Genomic DNA, 14,966 nt, shown 5'->3' on the forward strand with positions numbered 1-14,966 from the left:
TTTTATTGCAAATTACAGGGAGCAAGAGCCGTTATCTTTTGTTAACAGCAGCTTTGTCGATATAGAAAGACACTCATCCATTGGTATGAATTCCTCAAAAGAAAACTCATAAATTTTTTGGATTTCTGCTGCAAGCTCTTCCCTATTGTCCAGCTCATGGACGGCATAGACGCAATCGGCTATTTCCGTATCATAATTCCCTTCCCCAAGCTTGAAGGGATCCCATTCATTCAGCAGTTTTACAAGCTCTAGATTAACTTCTTGATTGTTCATACTTTCACCTTTTCACTCCTATTTTGCTGTCCATATTCTATCACAAAATATACGCAGTTAACACGATAACAGCTAAAAAGGGCTATTTTTTTGCGGTCCTAATTTTTACGATACAGAGAACCAATAGGTCAATTTATTTACTCTATACATTTTATTGCAGATTCATTGACAAAATAGAAATCGAGGAATATCCTAAAGGAAAGTTGCGCAAAGGAAACATTTTATCACTTAGGAAAAATCAACAGAAATCAGGTGAACATATGGATAAAAGTAAAGAGGCTTCTCACGCAGGTTCTGTATTACATGGTCCTGGAGGGCTAAGAAAGTTCCTGCCGTTTCTTGGTCCTGCCTTTATTGCTGCAATTGCTTATATCGATCCAGGAAATTTCGCAACAAACATAGCTGCAGGTTCTCAATATGGTTATTTATTATTATGGGTTATCTTGTTTTCAAATATTATGGCCTTAATTATTCAGTCACTGTCTGCAAAATTAGGGATTGCTACAGGAAAAAATCTAGCTGAGGTCGCCCGGGAGGAATTTCCTAAGCCTGTCAGCATCGGTTTATGGATTCAAGGTGAAATAGTTATCATTGCTACCGATTTAGCTGAATTTATTGGTGCTGCACTCGGCATTTACTTACTGTTTGGCATTCCGATGCTTGAATCAAGCATTATCGCTGCAATCGGCAGCTTTGCCATACTGGAGCTGCAAAGACGAGGCTACAGATCGCTTGAGGCTGGGATAACAGCAATGCTGTTTATAGTTGTCTTATCCTTTATTGTGCAAATGTTCTTCGCAAAACCAGAGCTCCATTCTGTGCTGCACGGTTTGTTTACACCACAATTCCAAGGAACAGATAGTGTACTGCTTGCAGCTGGAATACTCGGAGCAACGGTTATGCCCCACGCGATTTATCTGCACTCTGCCTTAACGCAAAAACGGATTGTCGGTACAACAGAAAAAGAGAAGAAAATGATTTTCCGCTTTGAGTTTTTTGATATCCTTATTGCCATGCTGATTGCAGGATTTATTAATGCGGCTATGCTTATTGTCGCAAGTGCCTTATTCCATGCAAATGGCTTTATCGTAAATGACTTGGATGTTGCCTTTCAGCATTTCGAGCAGCTTGTAAGTCCAGCTTCAGCTATTCTGTTCGGTCTCGGCCTTTTGATTGCCGGCCTGTCCAGCTCGTCTGTTGGTACTATGTCCGGAGATGTCATTATGCAAGGCTTCATTCAATTTCGAATTCCCATCTATGTCAGAAGGCTGATTACGATTATTCCGCCCATTATTATTATTGCATCAGGAGTAAATCCTACATCAGCATTAGTATTAAGCCAGGTTATCCTTTCATTTGGAATTGGCTTCGCATTAATCCCGTTAATTATGTTTACAAGCAGCAAACGGATTATGGGCAGCCTGCAAAACTCGAAAGCAATTACGATTATCTCTTGGCTGATCGCAGCAGTTATTGTCCTTTTAAATCTTTTTTTACTGTACGATACTTTCTTCTAATAAAAGAAAAGAAGCATGCAAACCAACTGGTTTCATGCTTCTTTTTGCTATCTTTTGACTTCGCCGCAATAAACTCGTTCCCCCGAATTACCTGCCGGCTGTGTCATTCCATCATCTGCCTGGTCAGTGATGACAATGGATGTTCCTTTCGGTTTAAATAATGAATTCTTGCCGTCCCTTAATGTGACTTGCGGTGCCAACAGCTCAGCTTTGACAGTTCCGTCATCCTCAACAATTAGATTGGGAAGGTCTCCTGCATGTGCTCCTTTTGGATGGAGCAGACCATGCTCCTTATCCTCAGGATTAAAGTGATTTCCTGCACTTTGAAATGTAGGAGCCTCACATTTTCCTACCTCATGTATGTGTAGGCCATGTACTCCAGGTGTCAACCCCTTTAAGTTGACTGTAAGCATCACTCCTGCAGACTGCTCCTCCAAATTAATACTGCCTAAAGAATCGCCGACATCATTGAACATTTCCACATCTACCTTTGTTGCTTCTCCTTCCGCACAGCCTGCCATTAAAAGAAGCAATGCTAACATAGGCATGATTTTTTTCATTTACGAACTCCTCCAATACCGATAATAGGAGTATTATTTGTAGAATTGTTTAAATTATGCTGTTTCCCTGTTTCTAACATAGTGATTTATTATGGTACTATTTAAGAAAGAATGTTTTTGGAGGCGAATGATGTGGAAGAGCTAACAATTGGCACAAAGGTTACTGCCATATACAAAACAGGCAAATATATCGGCGAAATTACAGATATACGCAGCAACAGCTACTTGGTGCGGGTATTAGCTGTTCTTAAGCACCCTATGCAAGGTGATTTACATAATCCGAAGCAGGCAGAAAATGTCTTTTTTCATGAGCGAAAAGCCCTCTCATACAGAGAACAGATGAATACTCCCAAACCGATGGTAAAGCCATATGAGGAGGAGACTCCAGAATACGGGACATCCCTTTTGCAGGCTGTCTCGAAAATGAAGGATGAACTGAGTAAAGACAATTCCCCATTTGCAGCAAGGAGCTTAAGCAATCTTGACATACTGGAGCAGGAGTACCGCCGGGCAATTACAAAAGCTTAATTTTTTTCGGGATTTCTTCCTTATATGGGAGGAATCCTTTTTAGGCAAAAAAATAAAAGGGTGGCAACTAGTAGAACAAGCTTAGCTGTCAATCCTTTTTTCATGCAAATTTATTATAAAACTTAGATAGATCAATTAAATCGCCAATCGTTGTCGTTTCCGTCTTTCCTAAATACCTTTTGTCCTTTTCAACAAACTTAAATATGTCATAGGTTGTCAGCGCATCATCTAAGGCGCGGTGATGTCTTCCTGTCCCTTCGCTCCCGTATTCCCGCACTGCTTTCCATAATCCTATCTGATTTTGGTCTCCGAAAAACCGCTTATATTCCATCGACAAATCCATTTCACTGCAAGCAAGAGGAAATGACGCACCTGCCATAGTGCAATTATTCCTGAGCACCTTCATGTCCATATTACCCCATGTTACAACTGTATTTGAGAAACCGCTGCCCATCTCCTTGATTTTATCGAGCAAACCGTGAAATGGAATTCCGTTATCGACTTGTTCCTGATGTATGTGCAGGAAGGATTTGCATCGCTCTGAAAGAATGGGAAACTTGCTTGGAGCCACATAGGCAGAAAAGGTTTCTCTTATCTTGTCATTAACGACGGCGACGATGCCCACTTCAATTATTTCAGGTTGAAAACCTTTATACTTAGCATTTTTTTCTGGCATGGTAAACTCAAAATCTATAAATAAATATTGTTGCTGCTTCTCCATTTTTTCACCTTCTTTCTCTAAGTAAATCTCCGATCCATCTATCCTAAAAACCTTTTCTTATATTATAACAGAATATTCGCGAAGCTTTAAAATTTTCTATTTATTTTTTTGTTTACTATTATGGTAATATTTTGCCCTTTTTTTCAGCAAAATACTTCATGCATATTTATAAAAAATCCTTTATGCTTTTATTAACGGATTTTAAGTAATGAGGGAAAATTAATGCGAAAAAAACTTGGGGTTTCCTTTATAGTAATAATGCTAATTGCTTTAGTAGCTGTTCTTTATTTTACAGCAGCAGAAAAAAAGAAATATGTCAGCTTCCATCAATTTTTGGACGACAATATACCAGTCTCTTCCATGACACTCGCTCAATCCAGCTACATTTTGGATAATAGTGGAAGAAGTATATCAGAAATCAGCCCGCAAGCAGGGATACGAAAAAACTTGATAAATGAAGAAATCCCCCAATATGTGAAAGATTTGTTCATCTTATCAGAGGATCAGCATTTTTATGAACATGCTGGCTTTGATCTGCCGGCAATCGGGAGGGCTCTCTTGACCAATGCTGAATCAGATACTATTGAACAAGGCGGGAGTACTATTACCCAGCAGTTAGCCCGGAATATGTTTCAATCTTACGATAAAACCTACAATCGAAAACTAAAAGAGCTTCTTTACGCTTATGAGCTTGAAAGAAAGTGGTCAAAATCAGAAATTCTTACTCAATATATTAATGCCGTTTATTTTGCCAATAATATGTATGGCATTGAAGCAGCAGCGAATTATTACTTCAGCAGCAAATCGAGTGACTTGTCCAAAGCAGAACTGTCTTTTTTGGCAAGCATTCCTAATAATCCAACTATATATGATCCGCTTAAACATTTTGAACAAACAAAAAAGAGACAAGAACGGTTAATATCCTTAATGGAAAAAGAGGGTAAAATATCCAGCAGTGAAGCTAAAAAGATGACAAATGAAAAAATAACACTTCACGTGCAAAAGAAAACAGATCTTTATCCAGACTATGTCTCATATGTGGAGGATGAATTACGAGCACTCGTTTCTGAAGAAAAAGGTTATGCTAAAAAAATAACAAAAGCAAATGACAAGGAAAAGGAAATTCTCAGCAAAGAGCTGGATGCCGAAGTTCAGAAGCTCCTTGAAAGTGGCGTTATTATTCATACAGGAATGGACCGCAGCTTGCAGGAGAAAGCGGTAAAAGCAGTGAAAAGCTCCCTGATAACAGCAGATGTAGAAGCAGCAGCAGTTGTCATCGATCACAAGAGCCATACAATAGGCGCACTTGTTGGCGGGAAGAACTATAAAAAATATGAGTTTAACCGGAGCTATCAAGCATATCGCCAGCCCGGTTCTGCTATCAAGCCGCTTCTTGTGTATGGACCTTATCTGCAGGAAACAGGTAAAGGAGTTAAATCCACCGTTAATGCGGATGCTTTTTGCAAAGACGGTTATTGCCCGCAAAATTACAGTGGTCAAGACTATGGAAATGTCACATTAGATCAAGCTTTTATTCATTCCTATAATACACCTGCTGTCAGGCTTGCAGATAGTATTGGACTAAAAACTGCTTTCAGCTATTTAGCTCATTTTCCTTTTAAAAAGGTGACAGAAGAGGATGTTCATCTGTCCTCCGCTATCGGTGGATTCACAGTTGGTATGTCTCCGCTTGAGATGACGAATGCTTATACTGTCTTTGGAAATAACGGCAGCTTTAAAAGCTCACATGCCATCACGTCCGTAACAGATGCTGACGGCAATCTGCTTTATGAATGGAAGGAAGCAGAGGAAACGGTCTGGAATAAAGCGACGAATGACAAGATGAGAACCTTGCTAAAACACACAGTGACATCCGGAACAGCAAAGAAGGCAAATTTTCAAGCTCCTTATCTGGGAGGAAAAACTGGTACTACGAATGATTATAAAGATTATTGGATGGTCGGTTTATCTAATGATTTAACTGTTGGTGTTTGGGTCGGAAAGGATGCCCCAACCAATTTGAAAAGCATTGAAAGCAATGCTCCCCATCTTTCTATTTGGAAAAAGATATTGATACCATAAAAAAGCACCTGTTCAAAAAATGGACAGGTGCTTTTTTAGATTGGCAAGCTGCCAATGATAGCGTTATATAGCTTGATACATAATAACAGAAATCCTGTAATCATGACAGCCCATGTTAATACTTGAAAGAAAATATAAAAAATGATTCCGCTAAAATTCAGACTGCCGCTTGCAGAGTTAACGAAATAAACAAAGTAAACAAGTGTCGTCACGACAAAGATAGCAAGAAGGATAATATAGCTGTATACACCGAACAAGGAGAGAATACTGCCGCAAAAATAAATGAAGCTTCCTTTCCTTGTTTTGATTAAGCTGTCCCCTTTTGAATCAATGGAAAAAAACAATAACGATAACCCATTTAAAGTGTCTGCAATCAGTTTAAGTGCAGATAACGCCATAAAAATAAACACGCAAAAAAACAGCAGCAATGCAAGCCTAATCCCTGTCTCTGAGAAAAATTCCAACAAACCCTCATACATCCCCAGCCTTTTAAAAAGGTCAATCACTGTTGACTGGATGCGGATTGCAAAAGATAAGCTAAAAAAACTGATAGAAAAAAGCGGAAAGTAACTAGTCAGATATGTATTCATCTAATTCCTTTAATAACTCCTTATGCTAAACATTGGTAATAAAGATATAGCTCTTATTGTATTAGGAAATGCCTTATTAAGCAAAAATCCATCTTTCTAAAAGCTTACTCCTCTCTATTTTTTCCTTACATATTGGTTAATACACAAAGTATGAACAATTTTAATGAAGCTTTAAAAACAATATGTACCAATCCAATACAGGGCTTAATAAAGGAGGTTTAAGCACATACTATTATTGTCCTACAAGAAGGGGCAAATTATAACTGGGGTGAAGCTAAATGGAAAATATTCGTGAAGGTTTAATTCCGACTGTTTTAGGTACTGCAGTAACTACAGCTGGCCTTGTAATGAAGCAGAACCGCAAAATCGACTCTATGGTTTCCAATACGGTGTTTGGCTTTGGCTTAGCACATATTGTATTAGGAGCGATTGATTTAGTGGAGCACCGCAACAAGTAATGAATTTATGCATTAGCGCGAAGCGGCTTTTTCGTTTCGCCTAGTGCTTTTTTTATTACGCCAAAGGACATAAAAGTGCCTAAAGTGTACATATGAAAAACTGGATAGGAATACGATAAAGTAGCCACTAACAGAAACCGATTGGAGTGAATAATATGTTAAGACCTTCTCATCGTGTTTATCCTTATCAGCCAATTCCCATTCACCCATATTTGCATTATCCTTATCCCATTCGTCAGCTTCCGGAAGTAAAGCCAGATCAGTTTGTTAAAAGTGCGCAAAGCAGCATGGCCCTGTTAACAGATGCAAATACACTTATAACAAGATTCCAATCAAGAGATTATGCAAGAAGAGTTATGCAAGCAGCTCAAGCCTCCAATTCCAGCGCTGTAAATGAATTACTTCGCACTAGCGGAATAAAAAACCTCCCAAAAATTAAATATAATCCGGATGGAATCACACTTGATTTTGACAATAAGAATGCTCCTCCATGCTGTTATTTAACATTGAAGCTGCGCTGGAGTGAATAATAAAAAAAAAACTCCCGCATACAAATAATGCGGGAAAATACTTTTAATAATAAGGGTATGGGCCGTACGGAGCTGGACCATATGGAACCGGTCCATAAGGGACTGGCGGTCCATAAAAATAAGGTCTTGGTCTAACTAGCGCACCTCCGACTGCTCCTCCTACTAATCCACCTATTAATCCACCAACTAATGGTGCTCCAAAGAAAATTCTTGAATCTTGAGGACGATATCTATATCCATACATATGCACGCATTGCCTCCTCTTCTTTATTTGTAGCAGTATACTCTATTACATATGCATCTGTCCCTCTTTTGGACTGGGCAGCCGCCTTCCCTGTAAAAATTCTCCCTTAATAGGCTTGGGGATTATCATTATTTTTCGCACCTTTCACCCACTGCTTGTTTATACTATAGGGAAAAAACTTGAACTACAGGAGGCAAGGGCATAGAGATGAATGAGTTGTTTGATCTAACAGGCAAAACAGCTATTGTAACAGGCGGGGGACGAGGGTTAGGTAAAGAGATGGCCGCTGCATTAGGCGAAGCAGGTGCCAACATTGTTATTTGCTCAAGAAAGCTAAGCAACAGCAGTGAAACAGTCGAGTTTCTTAAAGAAAAAGGTATACAGGCATTGGCACTTTCTTGTGATGTTTCCAATCAAAAGGATATCGATCAGGTTATCGCAAAAACTGAAGAACAGTTTGGCTCCATAGACATTCTTGTTAACAACAGCGGCACTTCCTGGATAGCACCTACATTAGATTATCCGGAAGATAAATGGGACAAAGTGATGGATGTAAATGTTAAAGGAACCTTTTTGTTTTCCCAAGCTGCTGCCAAAAAAATGCTGCAGCAAAAAAGCGGAAAAATTATCAACATCTCCTCTGTTACAGCTAACTTCGGCACACACCCTCTTTTCTTAGATGCAATTGCCTATAATACGAGCAAAGGTGCGATTATAACTCTAACTAAAGAACTAGCAGTAAAACTAGCTCCGTATAATATCCAAGTCAATGCAATTGCTCCGGGCTTTTTCCCAACAAAAATCACTTCTGTATTAGAGAAACATGAAAAACAGCTATTGATGAAGATTCCAGCACATAGAGTCGGCCATTCCAGTGACTTAAAAGGGTTGACACTATTATTGGCAGGCATAGGTTCGGATTATATAACAGGACAGACTATTGCCATAGATGGCGGTTTGTCATCCATGCTCTAAGCTTTGCAAAGGTGTGACAAATCTGATTTGAAAAAGAAAGGATGTTAACAAATGGGTCAGGTTACATTAGATGTATATGATTTACTCAAAAAGGGAGGAACCTTCCTTCAGTTTCAAATTAACAATATGATTCAAAATCAGCTCAACCATTATTCATTAATCAATGTCGCAAAAACACAAACAAATGCCCTTACAAAAAAGATAAAAAAACTTCAACAATATACAGAACAAACAGCTGCTGTTTTAAATTTGCCTACTAAGACAGACCTGTCTAATGCCACACAGCTTATCCTGCAATCAGAAGAAAAAATCGACAATATTGACGACCAGCTTTATCAAATTACAAAAATGCTTCATGAAATGAAAGAGCTTGTCGCAAAGATTGCATTAAGCAATCATGAATCAATGGATGCTCCACTATCTGCAAGCTTAAGTGAAGAAATTGCCAAACAAGAAGAGGAGATTGCCACACTTCAACAAGAGATGCTGCAAGTTAAACAAAAAATGGCCGAACAAAAAGAGCAGCTGATTATAACGGAAACACCTTCTGTTGATCCTTACAAGGTGAACTGATATGGTTTTAAAACGATTCTCTCATTTTTTGGATGCACTTTCGGAGGATGAAATACCTGTCGGCCTCTCTGAGAAATATCCAATCTGGAAGAAAAACAAAGCAACCCTCTGGTATTATCCTTCTAAACATAGAAAGTTTAAAGAACCGATTTTCTTGATATATTCTGTCGTTAACAAAGCATATATTTTAGATTTAGCTCCATCACTCAGTCTGATTGAGGCATTTACAAATGCCGGATATGACACCTATTTAATTGACTTTGGCACTCCAGGTTTCGAAGATCGCAATACTACAATTGATGACTATATTACGAAGTATATTGAAAAAGCATACACAAGAGCACTGCGCCATGCTTGCACAAACGAGATGACAGTTATTGGCTTTTGCCTTGGAGGGACATTGGCAACCGTTTTTGCAGCTATTACCGATCAAAAAATAAAAAACCTTATTTTAGCTGTATCTCCGATTGACTTCTCCCAATTTCCTATCTTTGACAAATGGCAGAAAGCCTTGCGCAACGGGGAAGTGAAAGTCGATGATTTTATTGATACCATTGGAATGGTACCGCCTGATTTCATTAAATACGGAACAAGGCTTATCGTTGCTCCTGTATCATACAGTCACTATCTGGCATTATTAAACCGCAGTGATGATCCAAAATACCGGGAAAAATGGCTGCGGATGAACAAATGGACGCTTGATCATATCCCGCTCCCTGGCAAAGCCTTTAACCAGCTCATGAACGACTATGTCCGCGATAACAAGATTGTTGAAGGCGGTTTAGAAGTTAACGGAATTCCTGTTGATTTTCGGAATATTACTTGCAACCTGCTTGTTTTTTCAACCAAATATGATCCCCTTGTTCCGAGTGAATTGTGCGAGCCGATCATGGATCTTGTGGGAAGTGAAGACAAGACATTCATCCTGTTTGAAGGCGGGCATGCATCGTTAGTTGCCAATAAATCTATGCCTTTCCCAATGGAGGATTGGCTACTCAACCATTGCACTCCAGTTGATGATGATTGTTAAAATGCTAAAAAGCTGCATCCCTTTGGATGCAGCTCTTTTAATATTTTTTATCCCTCTTGATTAAATCTTTCAACCAATAGCGCTAATGTTCTTGTCATAACACCTGTTGCTCCTGCTTTCTGCAGTTCTGAGCTGTTATTTGTATAAGAAGTACCGGCAATATCAAGATGTACCCATGGTGTTCCTTCCGCAAACTCACCAATAAAAGCACCTGCCACAATGGCATGTCCTTCTCGTCCAGGAGAATTGTTCAAATCAGCAACCGGGCTGTTTCTGACTCTTTTCTTATGGCTTTCAAATATCGGCAGTCTCCAAATAGGCTCTCCTGCTTCATAAGATGCTTCTAGCACTTGTTCAAACAGAGCTTCATCATTTGTCATTGCACCAGTTGTTTCCATACCTAGTGCAACAATCACACCGCCAGTTAATGTTGCTACATCCACTAAATAACCTGCACCGTGTTGCTTCGCATATGTGACAGCATCAGCAAGCACGAGACGGCCCTCTGCGTCTGTATTTAATACTTCAATAGTTTTGCCGCTCATCGAAGTGATAACGTCATCTGGCTTAAAAGCAGAACCGCTGATCATATTATCTGTTGAAGCAATGACAGCAACTACATTTTGTTCTGGCTTAAGCTCTCCAATGATTTCCATTGCGCCAAGAACAGCAGCCGCACCGCCCATATCTGTTTTCATGCCGACAATCCCGTCCTTCGGCTTAATAGAATAACCGCCCGTATCAAAGGTGACTCCTTTTCCTACAAGACCGATTACATCTGTCCATTCTTCTTTGCCCTGATACTTAAGGACAATCATTTTTGGCGGTTCGGTCGAGCCTTGATTCACTGCAAGAATAGCTCCCATTCCAAGCTTGAGCATATCCTCCTTCTCCAGAATCTCAACCTCAAAGCTGTATTTTTCTCCAAGCTGCTTTGCATACTCAGCCATATCAGTAGCTGTCAGCATGTTACCAGGCAGGTTGACAAGTGTTCTCGCAGAGTTTGTTCCCTTTCCGTATGTATAGCCTACAATTGCAGCAGCACGTACTTCTTCTTCGTCTGTTGCGCTGTAGAGAATTACTTCCTCAATCTTTTTCTCTGGCTCATTGGATTTTTGCTTATAGCCTTCAAACTCGTATGTAGACAATGCTAATGCTTCTGCTAATGCATGGGAATTTTCAAGAGCATCTAGAGTTTCCGTCACAAAGGATTCTACAAAAACGGCTGCTTGCTGATACTTAGCTTTAGAAAGCTCTTGAAATACAGCTCCATAAATTTCCTGCACTTCATGGAAGGTAAGCTCCTTTTGTTTTCCTAACCCAGCAAAAACAATTCTTTTTGCGCCAATTTTACCGAATGTATGCACAATATGTATGTGTTTTTTCTTTGCAGACAGATCGTTTTCCTTCAGCAGATTAGTTAATTCTCCTCCAAAGACTTCATCAAGCTCTGCTAATTTACCTTCCAGTTTAATAGACTTTTCAAACAATCCAATTACTATACATTCTAATTTATCTGTAAAGTTCCATTCTTGTTTAAAGTTAAACATATATTTTTCTTCCTCCATTCTGTTGCTGCTTCTTTTCTATTATAGCGGACTGCGAGGATATTTCGTATAGCTAATTAGTTTTCTTCCCAAGATAATATTGCTTTTTAAGTAGAACTCCAGTAATTTGGTTATGTTATAATAAGAGAAAGCAATATCTTTCAATTAACACTATTTCCATAATTATTGACTTTTATTATTGGATTGGAAGGACTTGCTTTTCAAAAAGATTTAATTTGCTGCAATACGGGTAGTGTTTTATTTTAGAGAGAATACATAACCTTGAGGTGATTTTTTTGGATCTGCTTATCAATTTTCCTTTTTTAGCAAGTCTTGCAGCAATTTTCTTCGCTCAGTTTGTTAAGGTCCCAATTACTTTTTTTGTTACAAAAAAAATTGACTGGTCCTTGCTTACAAGCACAGGAGGCATGCCAAGTTCTCATTCAGCTGCAGTAACAGCACTCTCAACAGGCGTTGCCTTAGAAACTGGCGCTGATTCCCCGATTTTCGCCGTGTCAGCTATCTTTGCGATCATTACTATGTTCGATGCAACTGGTGTTAGACGGCAGGCTGGGGAACAAGCAATAGTGCTGAATCAGCTGGTGGATGATTTCAATAAATTTGTAGATGATGCTAAGGGCTGGCAGCAAAAGCCTGAACAGCAAAAGAGAAAGCAGTTGAAAGAGCTCCTCGGACATAAGCCGATTGAGGTTTTCTTTGGAGGACTTACCGGGATAGCTTTAACACTCATTCTCGATTTAATTTTTCACTAAAAAAAGTTCCACGGAGAAATCTCCTGTGGAACTTTTTTTTATTTGCTTTCTGCACTTGTGTATTGCTGGCGGAAAACCTGCATAGATTTCGCTTCATTAAACGCTGTTAATGTTTTCTCTGTCAGTTTCCCTTTGCCCATTTCCACTATGTATACGTCTACTGTTTTCTTGCCCCATTGGCTATATACGTCGTCTACTGTTTCATAGTATAAATCAAGCTTATTCCCTTTGATGGCAGAGCCAGTGTCTGCAACAACTCCAAATCCATAGCCTGGGATAAATAGCACGGTCCCGATTGGGAATACACTTATATCTGCAGCAATCGTGCTGTATAAATCACGCTTCACCTTTACACCAGAATAGGTGATGCCAAATGACGGATGACTAGGGTTTTTTCCTGTTGATTCAAAGCCAGCCGTATAACCAGTAGCCACAACTTGTTTCTTTGGATATTGGGACCAATCTCTTTCTTCAAGCAAAGGCGGATTGCCTGTTACCTCTGTACTAGAAGATATTTGTGTGCTTGCTGCAAAAGCTTCCTTCAAATTCTTAATTCCAAATCCAATCTTTTTAAATGTATGATCTAAATAAGAATCATCCTCTGTTTCATTACTGTCTGAAAGATGGAATGAGCTCGCTTGTACTCCTGAAATGGATTGAAATGTTGTTAGTAGTGCTGCAATGAAAAGTAAGGTCATTCCGACCCTTCTAAAAATTTTTTTACTTGTCATATTTTTCAACTCCTCCAAAACTATTCATTTCCCAAAATGGAAACAATTATTCACAAATAGTTTAAAAGAGAAGCCATTTACCTAGTAAATTAACAAAAATTGCTATAAAATACCGGTTTTTCACTAGTATAATTTGGTTAACAGCCGCCTATTTATCTTTTTCTGCACTCTTTTTTAGGTATTTTACATATTTTAAGAGGAGATTTAAAAGAGAAAAAAACTGCCTCTTCCATTCGGAAAAGGCAGTTTTTGTTTAGCACTCTTCAGGCGTACCTGCGTTAACTGCTGTGCGGAAAGAGGAACCGCATCCGCAAGATGCGATGGCGTTCGGGTTGTCGATTGTGAAACCGCCGCCCATTAAAGATTGTTTATAATCAATTTTTGTGCCTTTTAAGATGGCTGTGTCATTCTTATCAACAAGCACTTGAATACCGTGCTGCTCTGTTACATAATCATTTTCTTCTTTTTCAGGTGCAAAGCCCATTCCGTAAGAAAGTCCGCTGCAGCCTCCTCCTCTGATTGCAACCCTAAGATAAGAGCCTTCCTCTTCGTTGTCTTTCATCATTTCTTTAATTTGCAATGCTGCCGCATCTGTAATATGAAGTACTTCTTCTGTCATAATAAATCCTCCCTTTCTGATGTTTCTTCTTCCTTATATTATATACCTCGCGACAAAACTACTCAACTTGTGCAACTCACCAAATATATACCAATTAATTGCAGAAGCATGACAACTGTTATTTGATAATATTATTAATTTTTTAAATAATCGTTACTTTAATAGGTAATTCTCCTTAATGTTATGTATAATAGTAGTATAAATTAACTAAATTATTTTTGGAGAGGTATGAGAAAATGACCACCATTGAACCTCTTTATGATAAAAATTGTCTATGTCCATTATGTACCACCTCTTTTACAACAAAGAAGCTGCGTTCCCGATTTATTAAAGCAAAAGGGTTTGATTCTGACTTTTTTCCATTTTATGAAGAACATAATCCGCTTCTTTATTACGTCAATGTCTGTCCTGCCTGCGGTTTTGCGTTCGCAGATCAAGCAGAGGTCCGTTTAAATGAAGCAGAAAAAGCAATCTTAACAGAAAAGATTTCAAGCCAATGGAATCCGCAAAACTTTGGAGAAAGCAGAACGATAAGAGACAGTGTAAAAACATATAAACTTGCTGCATATGCTGGGATTCTAAGACATGAGAAGCATATTTTGATAGCTGGTTTATACATAAGACTGGCATGGCTTTATCGAATGCTGGAGGACGTAAACGAGGAAACTCGCTTCATGAAGCTGGCGTTATCTGAATACGAGCTGTCTTATTCAACCGGAGACTTCAGAGGAACTCAAGTTTCTGAAATAAAGACACTATATTTAGCAGGTGAGCTTTGCAGAAGAACAACAAAAACAGAACAAGCTGTTAAGTATTTCTCAAAAGTAATCGAACAGCAAAGCAAAACGATTGAAAAAAATATTATCAGTCTCGCAAAAGATGGCTGGCTAAAAATCAGAGAGCTGCAAAAAGCTTAAAAGCAGGCGAGTTTCGCCTGCTTTGTCTGTGTTCCTTCTATTTAAAACATCGGATTTTCTTCTATATGCTTGTACACATTCTGAACAAGCTCTTCAGGTGTTTCACCTGTCACCATTTCTCCGTCTACAAGGGCAAATAAAGATTCCCCGCACTGTCCGCACATGCCTAAACAGCCATAATCTATTACATCCAGTTTATCATCCTGCTCTAATTGGAGCTTTGCCGGTTCTGCCCCGGATGCTAGATTGCTTAAACAAAATTCAATAATCGGTTTAAACAATATAATCACCTCTTCAA

General features: G+C 38.9%; 19 protein-coding genes. 10 read left to right on the forward strand and 9 right to left on the reverse strand.

From position 1 onward, the window contains the following. Positions 1 to 12: 12 nt before the first annotated feature. Entirely contained in the window at positions 13 to 273 is a 261-nt protein-coding gene (locus MKX82_RS15820) for a DUF1871 family protein (RefSeq protein WP_233316463.1), read from the reverse strand. A gap of 260 nt (positions 274 to 533) precedes the next feature. Between MKX82_RS15820 and MKX82_RS15825 the strand changes: the two genes are divergently transcribed. Next, positions 534 to 1,790, forward strand: a complete 1,257-nt coding sequence (locus tag MKX82_RS15825; RefSeq protein ID WP_267913430.1) for an Nramp family divalent metal transporter — start codon at positions 534 to 536, stop codon at positions 1,788 to 1,790. Between the two features lie 47 nt (positions 1,791 to 1,837). Here MKX82_RS15825 and MKX82_RS15830 read toward each other — a convergent pair whose 3' ends face one another. Further along, on the reverse strand, positions 1,838 to 2,350 hold the full coding sequence (locus MKX82_RS15830; protein WP_233316464.1) for a superoxide dismutase family protein: 513 nt from the start codon (positions 2,348 to 2,350) through the stop codon (positions 1,838 to 1,840). A 132-nt stretch (positions 2,351 to 2,482) separates the two neighbouring features. Here MKX82_RS15830 and MKX82_RS15835 point away from each other — a divergent pair, with 132 nt between their 5' ends. After that, the gene (locus MKX82_RS15835; RefSeq protein WP_233316465.1) at positions 2,483 to 2,878 is read left to right on the forward strand and encodes a kinase-associated lipoprotein B; all 396 of its coding nucleotides are present in this window, start codon (positions 2,483 to 2,485) and stop codon (positions 2,876 to 2,878) included. 100 nt (positions 2,879 to 2,978) lie between these two features. Here MKX82_RS15835 and kapD read toward each other — a convergent pair whose 3' ends face one another. After that, positions 2,979 to 3,599: a 3'-5' exonuclease KapD gene (gene kapD / locus MKX82_RS15840; protein WP_341078318.1), complete on the reverse strand. Its 621-nt coding sequence runs from the start codon at positions 3,597 to 3,599 to the stop codon at positions 2,979 to 2,981. Between the two features lie 222 nt (positions 3,600 to 3,821). Here kapD and MKX82_RS15845 point away from each other — a divergent pair, with 222 nt between their 5' ends. Next, a complete protein-coding gene (locus MKX82_RS15845) occupies positions 3,822 to 5,681 on the forward strand; it encodes a transglycosylase domain-containing protein (protein ID WP_341078320.1) in 1,860 nt (619 codons plus the stop codon). 35 nt (positions 5,682 to 5,716) lie between these two features. Here the strand turns inward: MKX82_RS15845 and MKX82_RS15850 are convergent, their stop codons facing one another. Then, positions 5,717 to 6,271 (reverse strand): DUF5366 family protein, encoded by a 555-nt coding sequence (locus tag MKX82_RS15850; protein WP_233316468.1) that lies wholly within the window; start codon positions 6,269 to 6,271, stop codon positions 5,717 to 5,719. A gap of 278 nt (positions 6,272 to 6,549) precedes the next feature. On the opposite strand from MKX82_RS15850, the gene MKX82_RS15855 reads away from it, so the two are divergent. Continuing rightward, the gene (locus MKX82_RS15855) at positions 6,550 to 6,729 is read left to right on the forward strand and encodes an asparagine synthase (RefSeq protein ID WP_233316469.1); all 180 of its coding nucleotides are present in this window, start codon (positions 6,550 to 6,552) and stop codon (positions 6,727 to 6,729) included. A 155-nt stretch (positions 6,730 to 6,884) separates the two neighbouring features. After that, a complete protein-coding gene (locus MKX82_RS15860) occupies positions 6,885 to 7,259 on the forward strand; it encodes a hypothetical protein (protein WP_233316470.1) in 375 nt (124 codons plus the stop codon). Between the two features lie 43 nt (positions 7,260 to 7,302). On the opposite strand, the gene MKX82_RS15865 is transcribed toward MKX82_RS15860, so the two are convergent. Next, complete coding sequence (locus MKX82_RS15865; protein WP_233316471.1) at positions 7,303 to 7,503, reverse strand: hypothetical protein; 201 nt, start codon at positions 7,501 to 7,503, stop codon at positions 7,303 to 7,305. A gap of 201 nt (positions 7,504 to 7,704) precedes the next feature. Between MKX82_RS15865 and MKX82_RS15870 the strand changes: the two genes are divergently transcribed. From MKX82_RS15870 to MKX82_RS15880, 3 genes are read left to right on the forward strand one after another with little or no spacing between them, the layout of a single operon-like run. Beyond that, positions 7,705 to 8,478: an SDR family oxidoreductase gene (locus MKX82_RS15870; protein WP_233316623.1), complete on the forward strand. Its 774-nt coding sequence runs from the start codon at positions 7,705 to 7,707 to the stop codon at positions 8,476 to 8,478. 51 nt (positions 8,479 to 8,529) lie between these two features. Beyond that, positions 8,530 to 9,051 carry a hypothetical protein gene (locus MKX82_RS15875; RefSeq protein WP_341078326.1) on the forward strand — a complete coding sequence of 174 codons (522 nt, stop codon included), beginning with the start codon at positions 8,530 to 8,532 and terminating at the stop codon, positions 9,049 to 9,051. 1 nt (position 9,052) lies between these two features. After that, a complete protein-coding gene (locus MKX82_RS15880) occupies positions 9,053 to 10,081 on the forward strand; it encodes an alpha/beta fold hydrolase (RefSeq protein WP_341078328.1) in 1,029 nt (342 codons plus the stop codon). A 47-nt stretch (positions 10,082 to 10,128) separates the two neighbouring features. Here the strand turns inward: MKX82_RS15880 and MKX82_RS15885 are convergent, their stop codons facing one another. After that, a complete protein-coding gene (locus MKX82_RS15885; protein WP_341078330.1) occupies positions 10,129 to 11,631 on the reverse strand; it encodes a leucyl aminopeptidase in 1,503 nt (500 codons plus the stop codon). 293 nt (positions 11,632 to 11,924) lie between these two features. Here MKX82_RS15885 and MKX82_RS15890 point away from each other — a divergent pair, with 293 nt between their 5' ends. Further along, positions 11,925 to 12,401, forward strand: coding sequence for a divergent PAP2 family protein (locus tag MKX82_RS15890; protein WP_233316475.1), 477 nt, complete (start codon positions 11,925 to 11,927; stop codon positions 12,399 to 12,401). Positions 12,402 to 12,439: 38 nt separating this feature from the next. On the opposite strand, the gene MKX82_RS15895 is transcribed toward MKX82_RS15890, so the two are convergent. Both MKX82_RS15895 and MKX82_RS15900 read right to left on the reverse strand, forming a co-directional pair. After that, positions 12,440 to 13,132, reverse strand: a complete 693-nt coding sequence (locus MKX82_RS15895; protein ID WP_233316476.1) for a 3D domain-containing protein — start codon at positions 13,130 to 13,132, stop codon at positions 12,440 to 12,442. Positions 13,133 to 13,385: 253 nt separating this feature from the next. Next, a complete protein-coding gene (locus MKX82_RS15900; RefSeq protein WP_233316477.1) occupies positions 13,386 to 13,751 on the reverse strand; it encodes a HesB/IscA family protein in 366 nt (121 codons plus the stop codon). Positions 13,752 to 13,987: 236 nt separating this feature from the next. On the opposite strand from MKX82_RS15900, the gene MKX82_RS15905 reads away from it, so the two are divergent. Next, positions 13,988 to 14,668 (forward strand): DUF2225 domain-containing protein, encoded by a 681-nt coding sequence (locus MKX82_RS15905; RefSeq protein WP_233316478.1) that lies wholly within the window; start codon positions 13,988 to 13,990, stop codon positions 14,666 to 14,668. 41 nt (positions 14,669 to 14,709) lie between these two features. Here the strand turns inward: MKX82_RS15905 and MKX82_RS15910 are convergent, their stop codons facing one another. Beyond that, a complete protein-coding gene (locus MKX82_RS15910) occupies positions 14,710 to 14,949 on the reverse strand; it encodes a YuzB family protein (RefSeq protein ID WP_233316479.1) in 240 nt (79 codons plus the stop codon). Positions 14,950 to 14,966: the final 17 nt, after the last annotated feature.

This window comes from Niallia sp. FSL R7-0271 (assembly GCF_038005785.1).
In the GTDB taxonomy this organism is placed as follows: domain Bacteria; phylum Bacillota; class Bacilli; order Bacillales; family Cytobacillaceae; genus Niallia.

Bases quoted from the DNA above. Each gene is read 5' to 3' on its own strand.
- MKX82_RS15855 (WP_233316469.1), top strand. From the start codon at position 6,550: ATGGAAAATATTCGTGAAGGTTTAATTCCGACTGTTTTAGGTACTGCA.
- MKX82_RS15860 (WP_233316470.1), top strand. From the start codon at position 6,885: ATGTTAAGACCTTCTCATCGTGTTTATCCTTATCAGCCAATTCCCATT.
- MKX82_RS15900 (WP_233316477.1), bottom strand. From the start codon at position 13,751: ATGACAGAAGAAGTACTTCATATTACAGATGCGGCAGCATTGCAAATT.
- MKX82_RS15905 (WP_233316478.1), top strand. From the start codon at position 13,988: ATGACCACCATTGAACCTCTTTATGATAAAAATTGTCTATGTCCATTA.
- MKX82_RS15820 (WP_233316463.1), bottom strand. From the start codon at position 273: ATGAACAATCAAGAAGTTAATCTAGAGCTTGTAAAACTGCTGAATGAA.
- MKX82_RS15865 (WP_233316471.1), bottom strand. From the start codon at position 7,503: ATGTATGGATATAGATATCGTCCTCAAGATTCAAGAATTTTCTTTGGA.
- MKX82_RS15845 (WP_341078320.1), top strand. From the start codon at position 3,822: ATGCGAAAAAAACTTGGGGTTTCCTTTATAGTAATAATGCTAATTGCT.
- MKX82_RS15880 (WP_341078328.1), top strand. From the start codon at position 9,053: ATGGTTTTAAAACGATTCTCTCATTTTTTGGATGCACTTTCGGAGGAT.
- MKX82_RS15850 (WP_233316468.1), bottom strand. From the start codon at position 6,271: ATGAATACATATCTGACTAGTTACTTTCCGCTTTTTTCTATCAGTTTT.
- MKX82_RS15895 (WP_233316476.1), bottom strand. From the start codon at position 13,132: ATGACAAGTAAAAAAATTTTTAGAAGGGTCGGAATGACCTTACTTTTC.
- MKX82_RS15830 (WP_233316464.1), bottom strand. From the start codon at position 2,350: ATGAAAAAAATCATGCCTATGTTAGCATTGCTTCTTTTAATGGCAGGC.
- MKX82_RS15825 (WP_267913430.1), top strand. From the start codon at position 534: ATGGATAAAAGTAAAGAGGCTTCTCACGCAGGTTCTGTATTACATGGT.
- MKX82_RS15885 (WP_341078330.1), bottom strand. From the start codon at position 11,631: ATGTTTAACTTTAAACAAGAATGGAACTTTACAGATAAATTAGAATGT.
- kapD (WP_341078318.1), bottom strand. From the start codon at position 3,599: ATGGAGAAGCAGCAACAATATTTATTTATAGATTTTGAGTTTACCATG.
- MKX82_RS15875 (WP_341078326.1), top strand. From the start codon at position 8,530: ATGGGTCAGGTTACATTAGATGTATATGATTTACTCAAAAAGGGAGGA.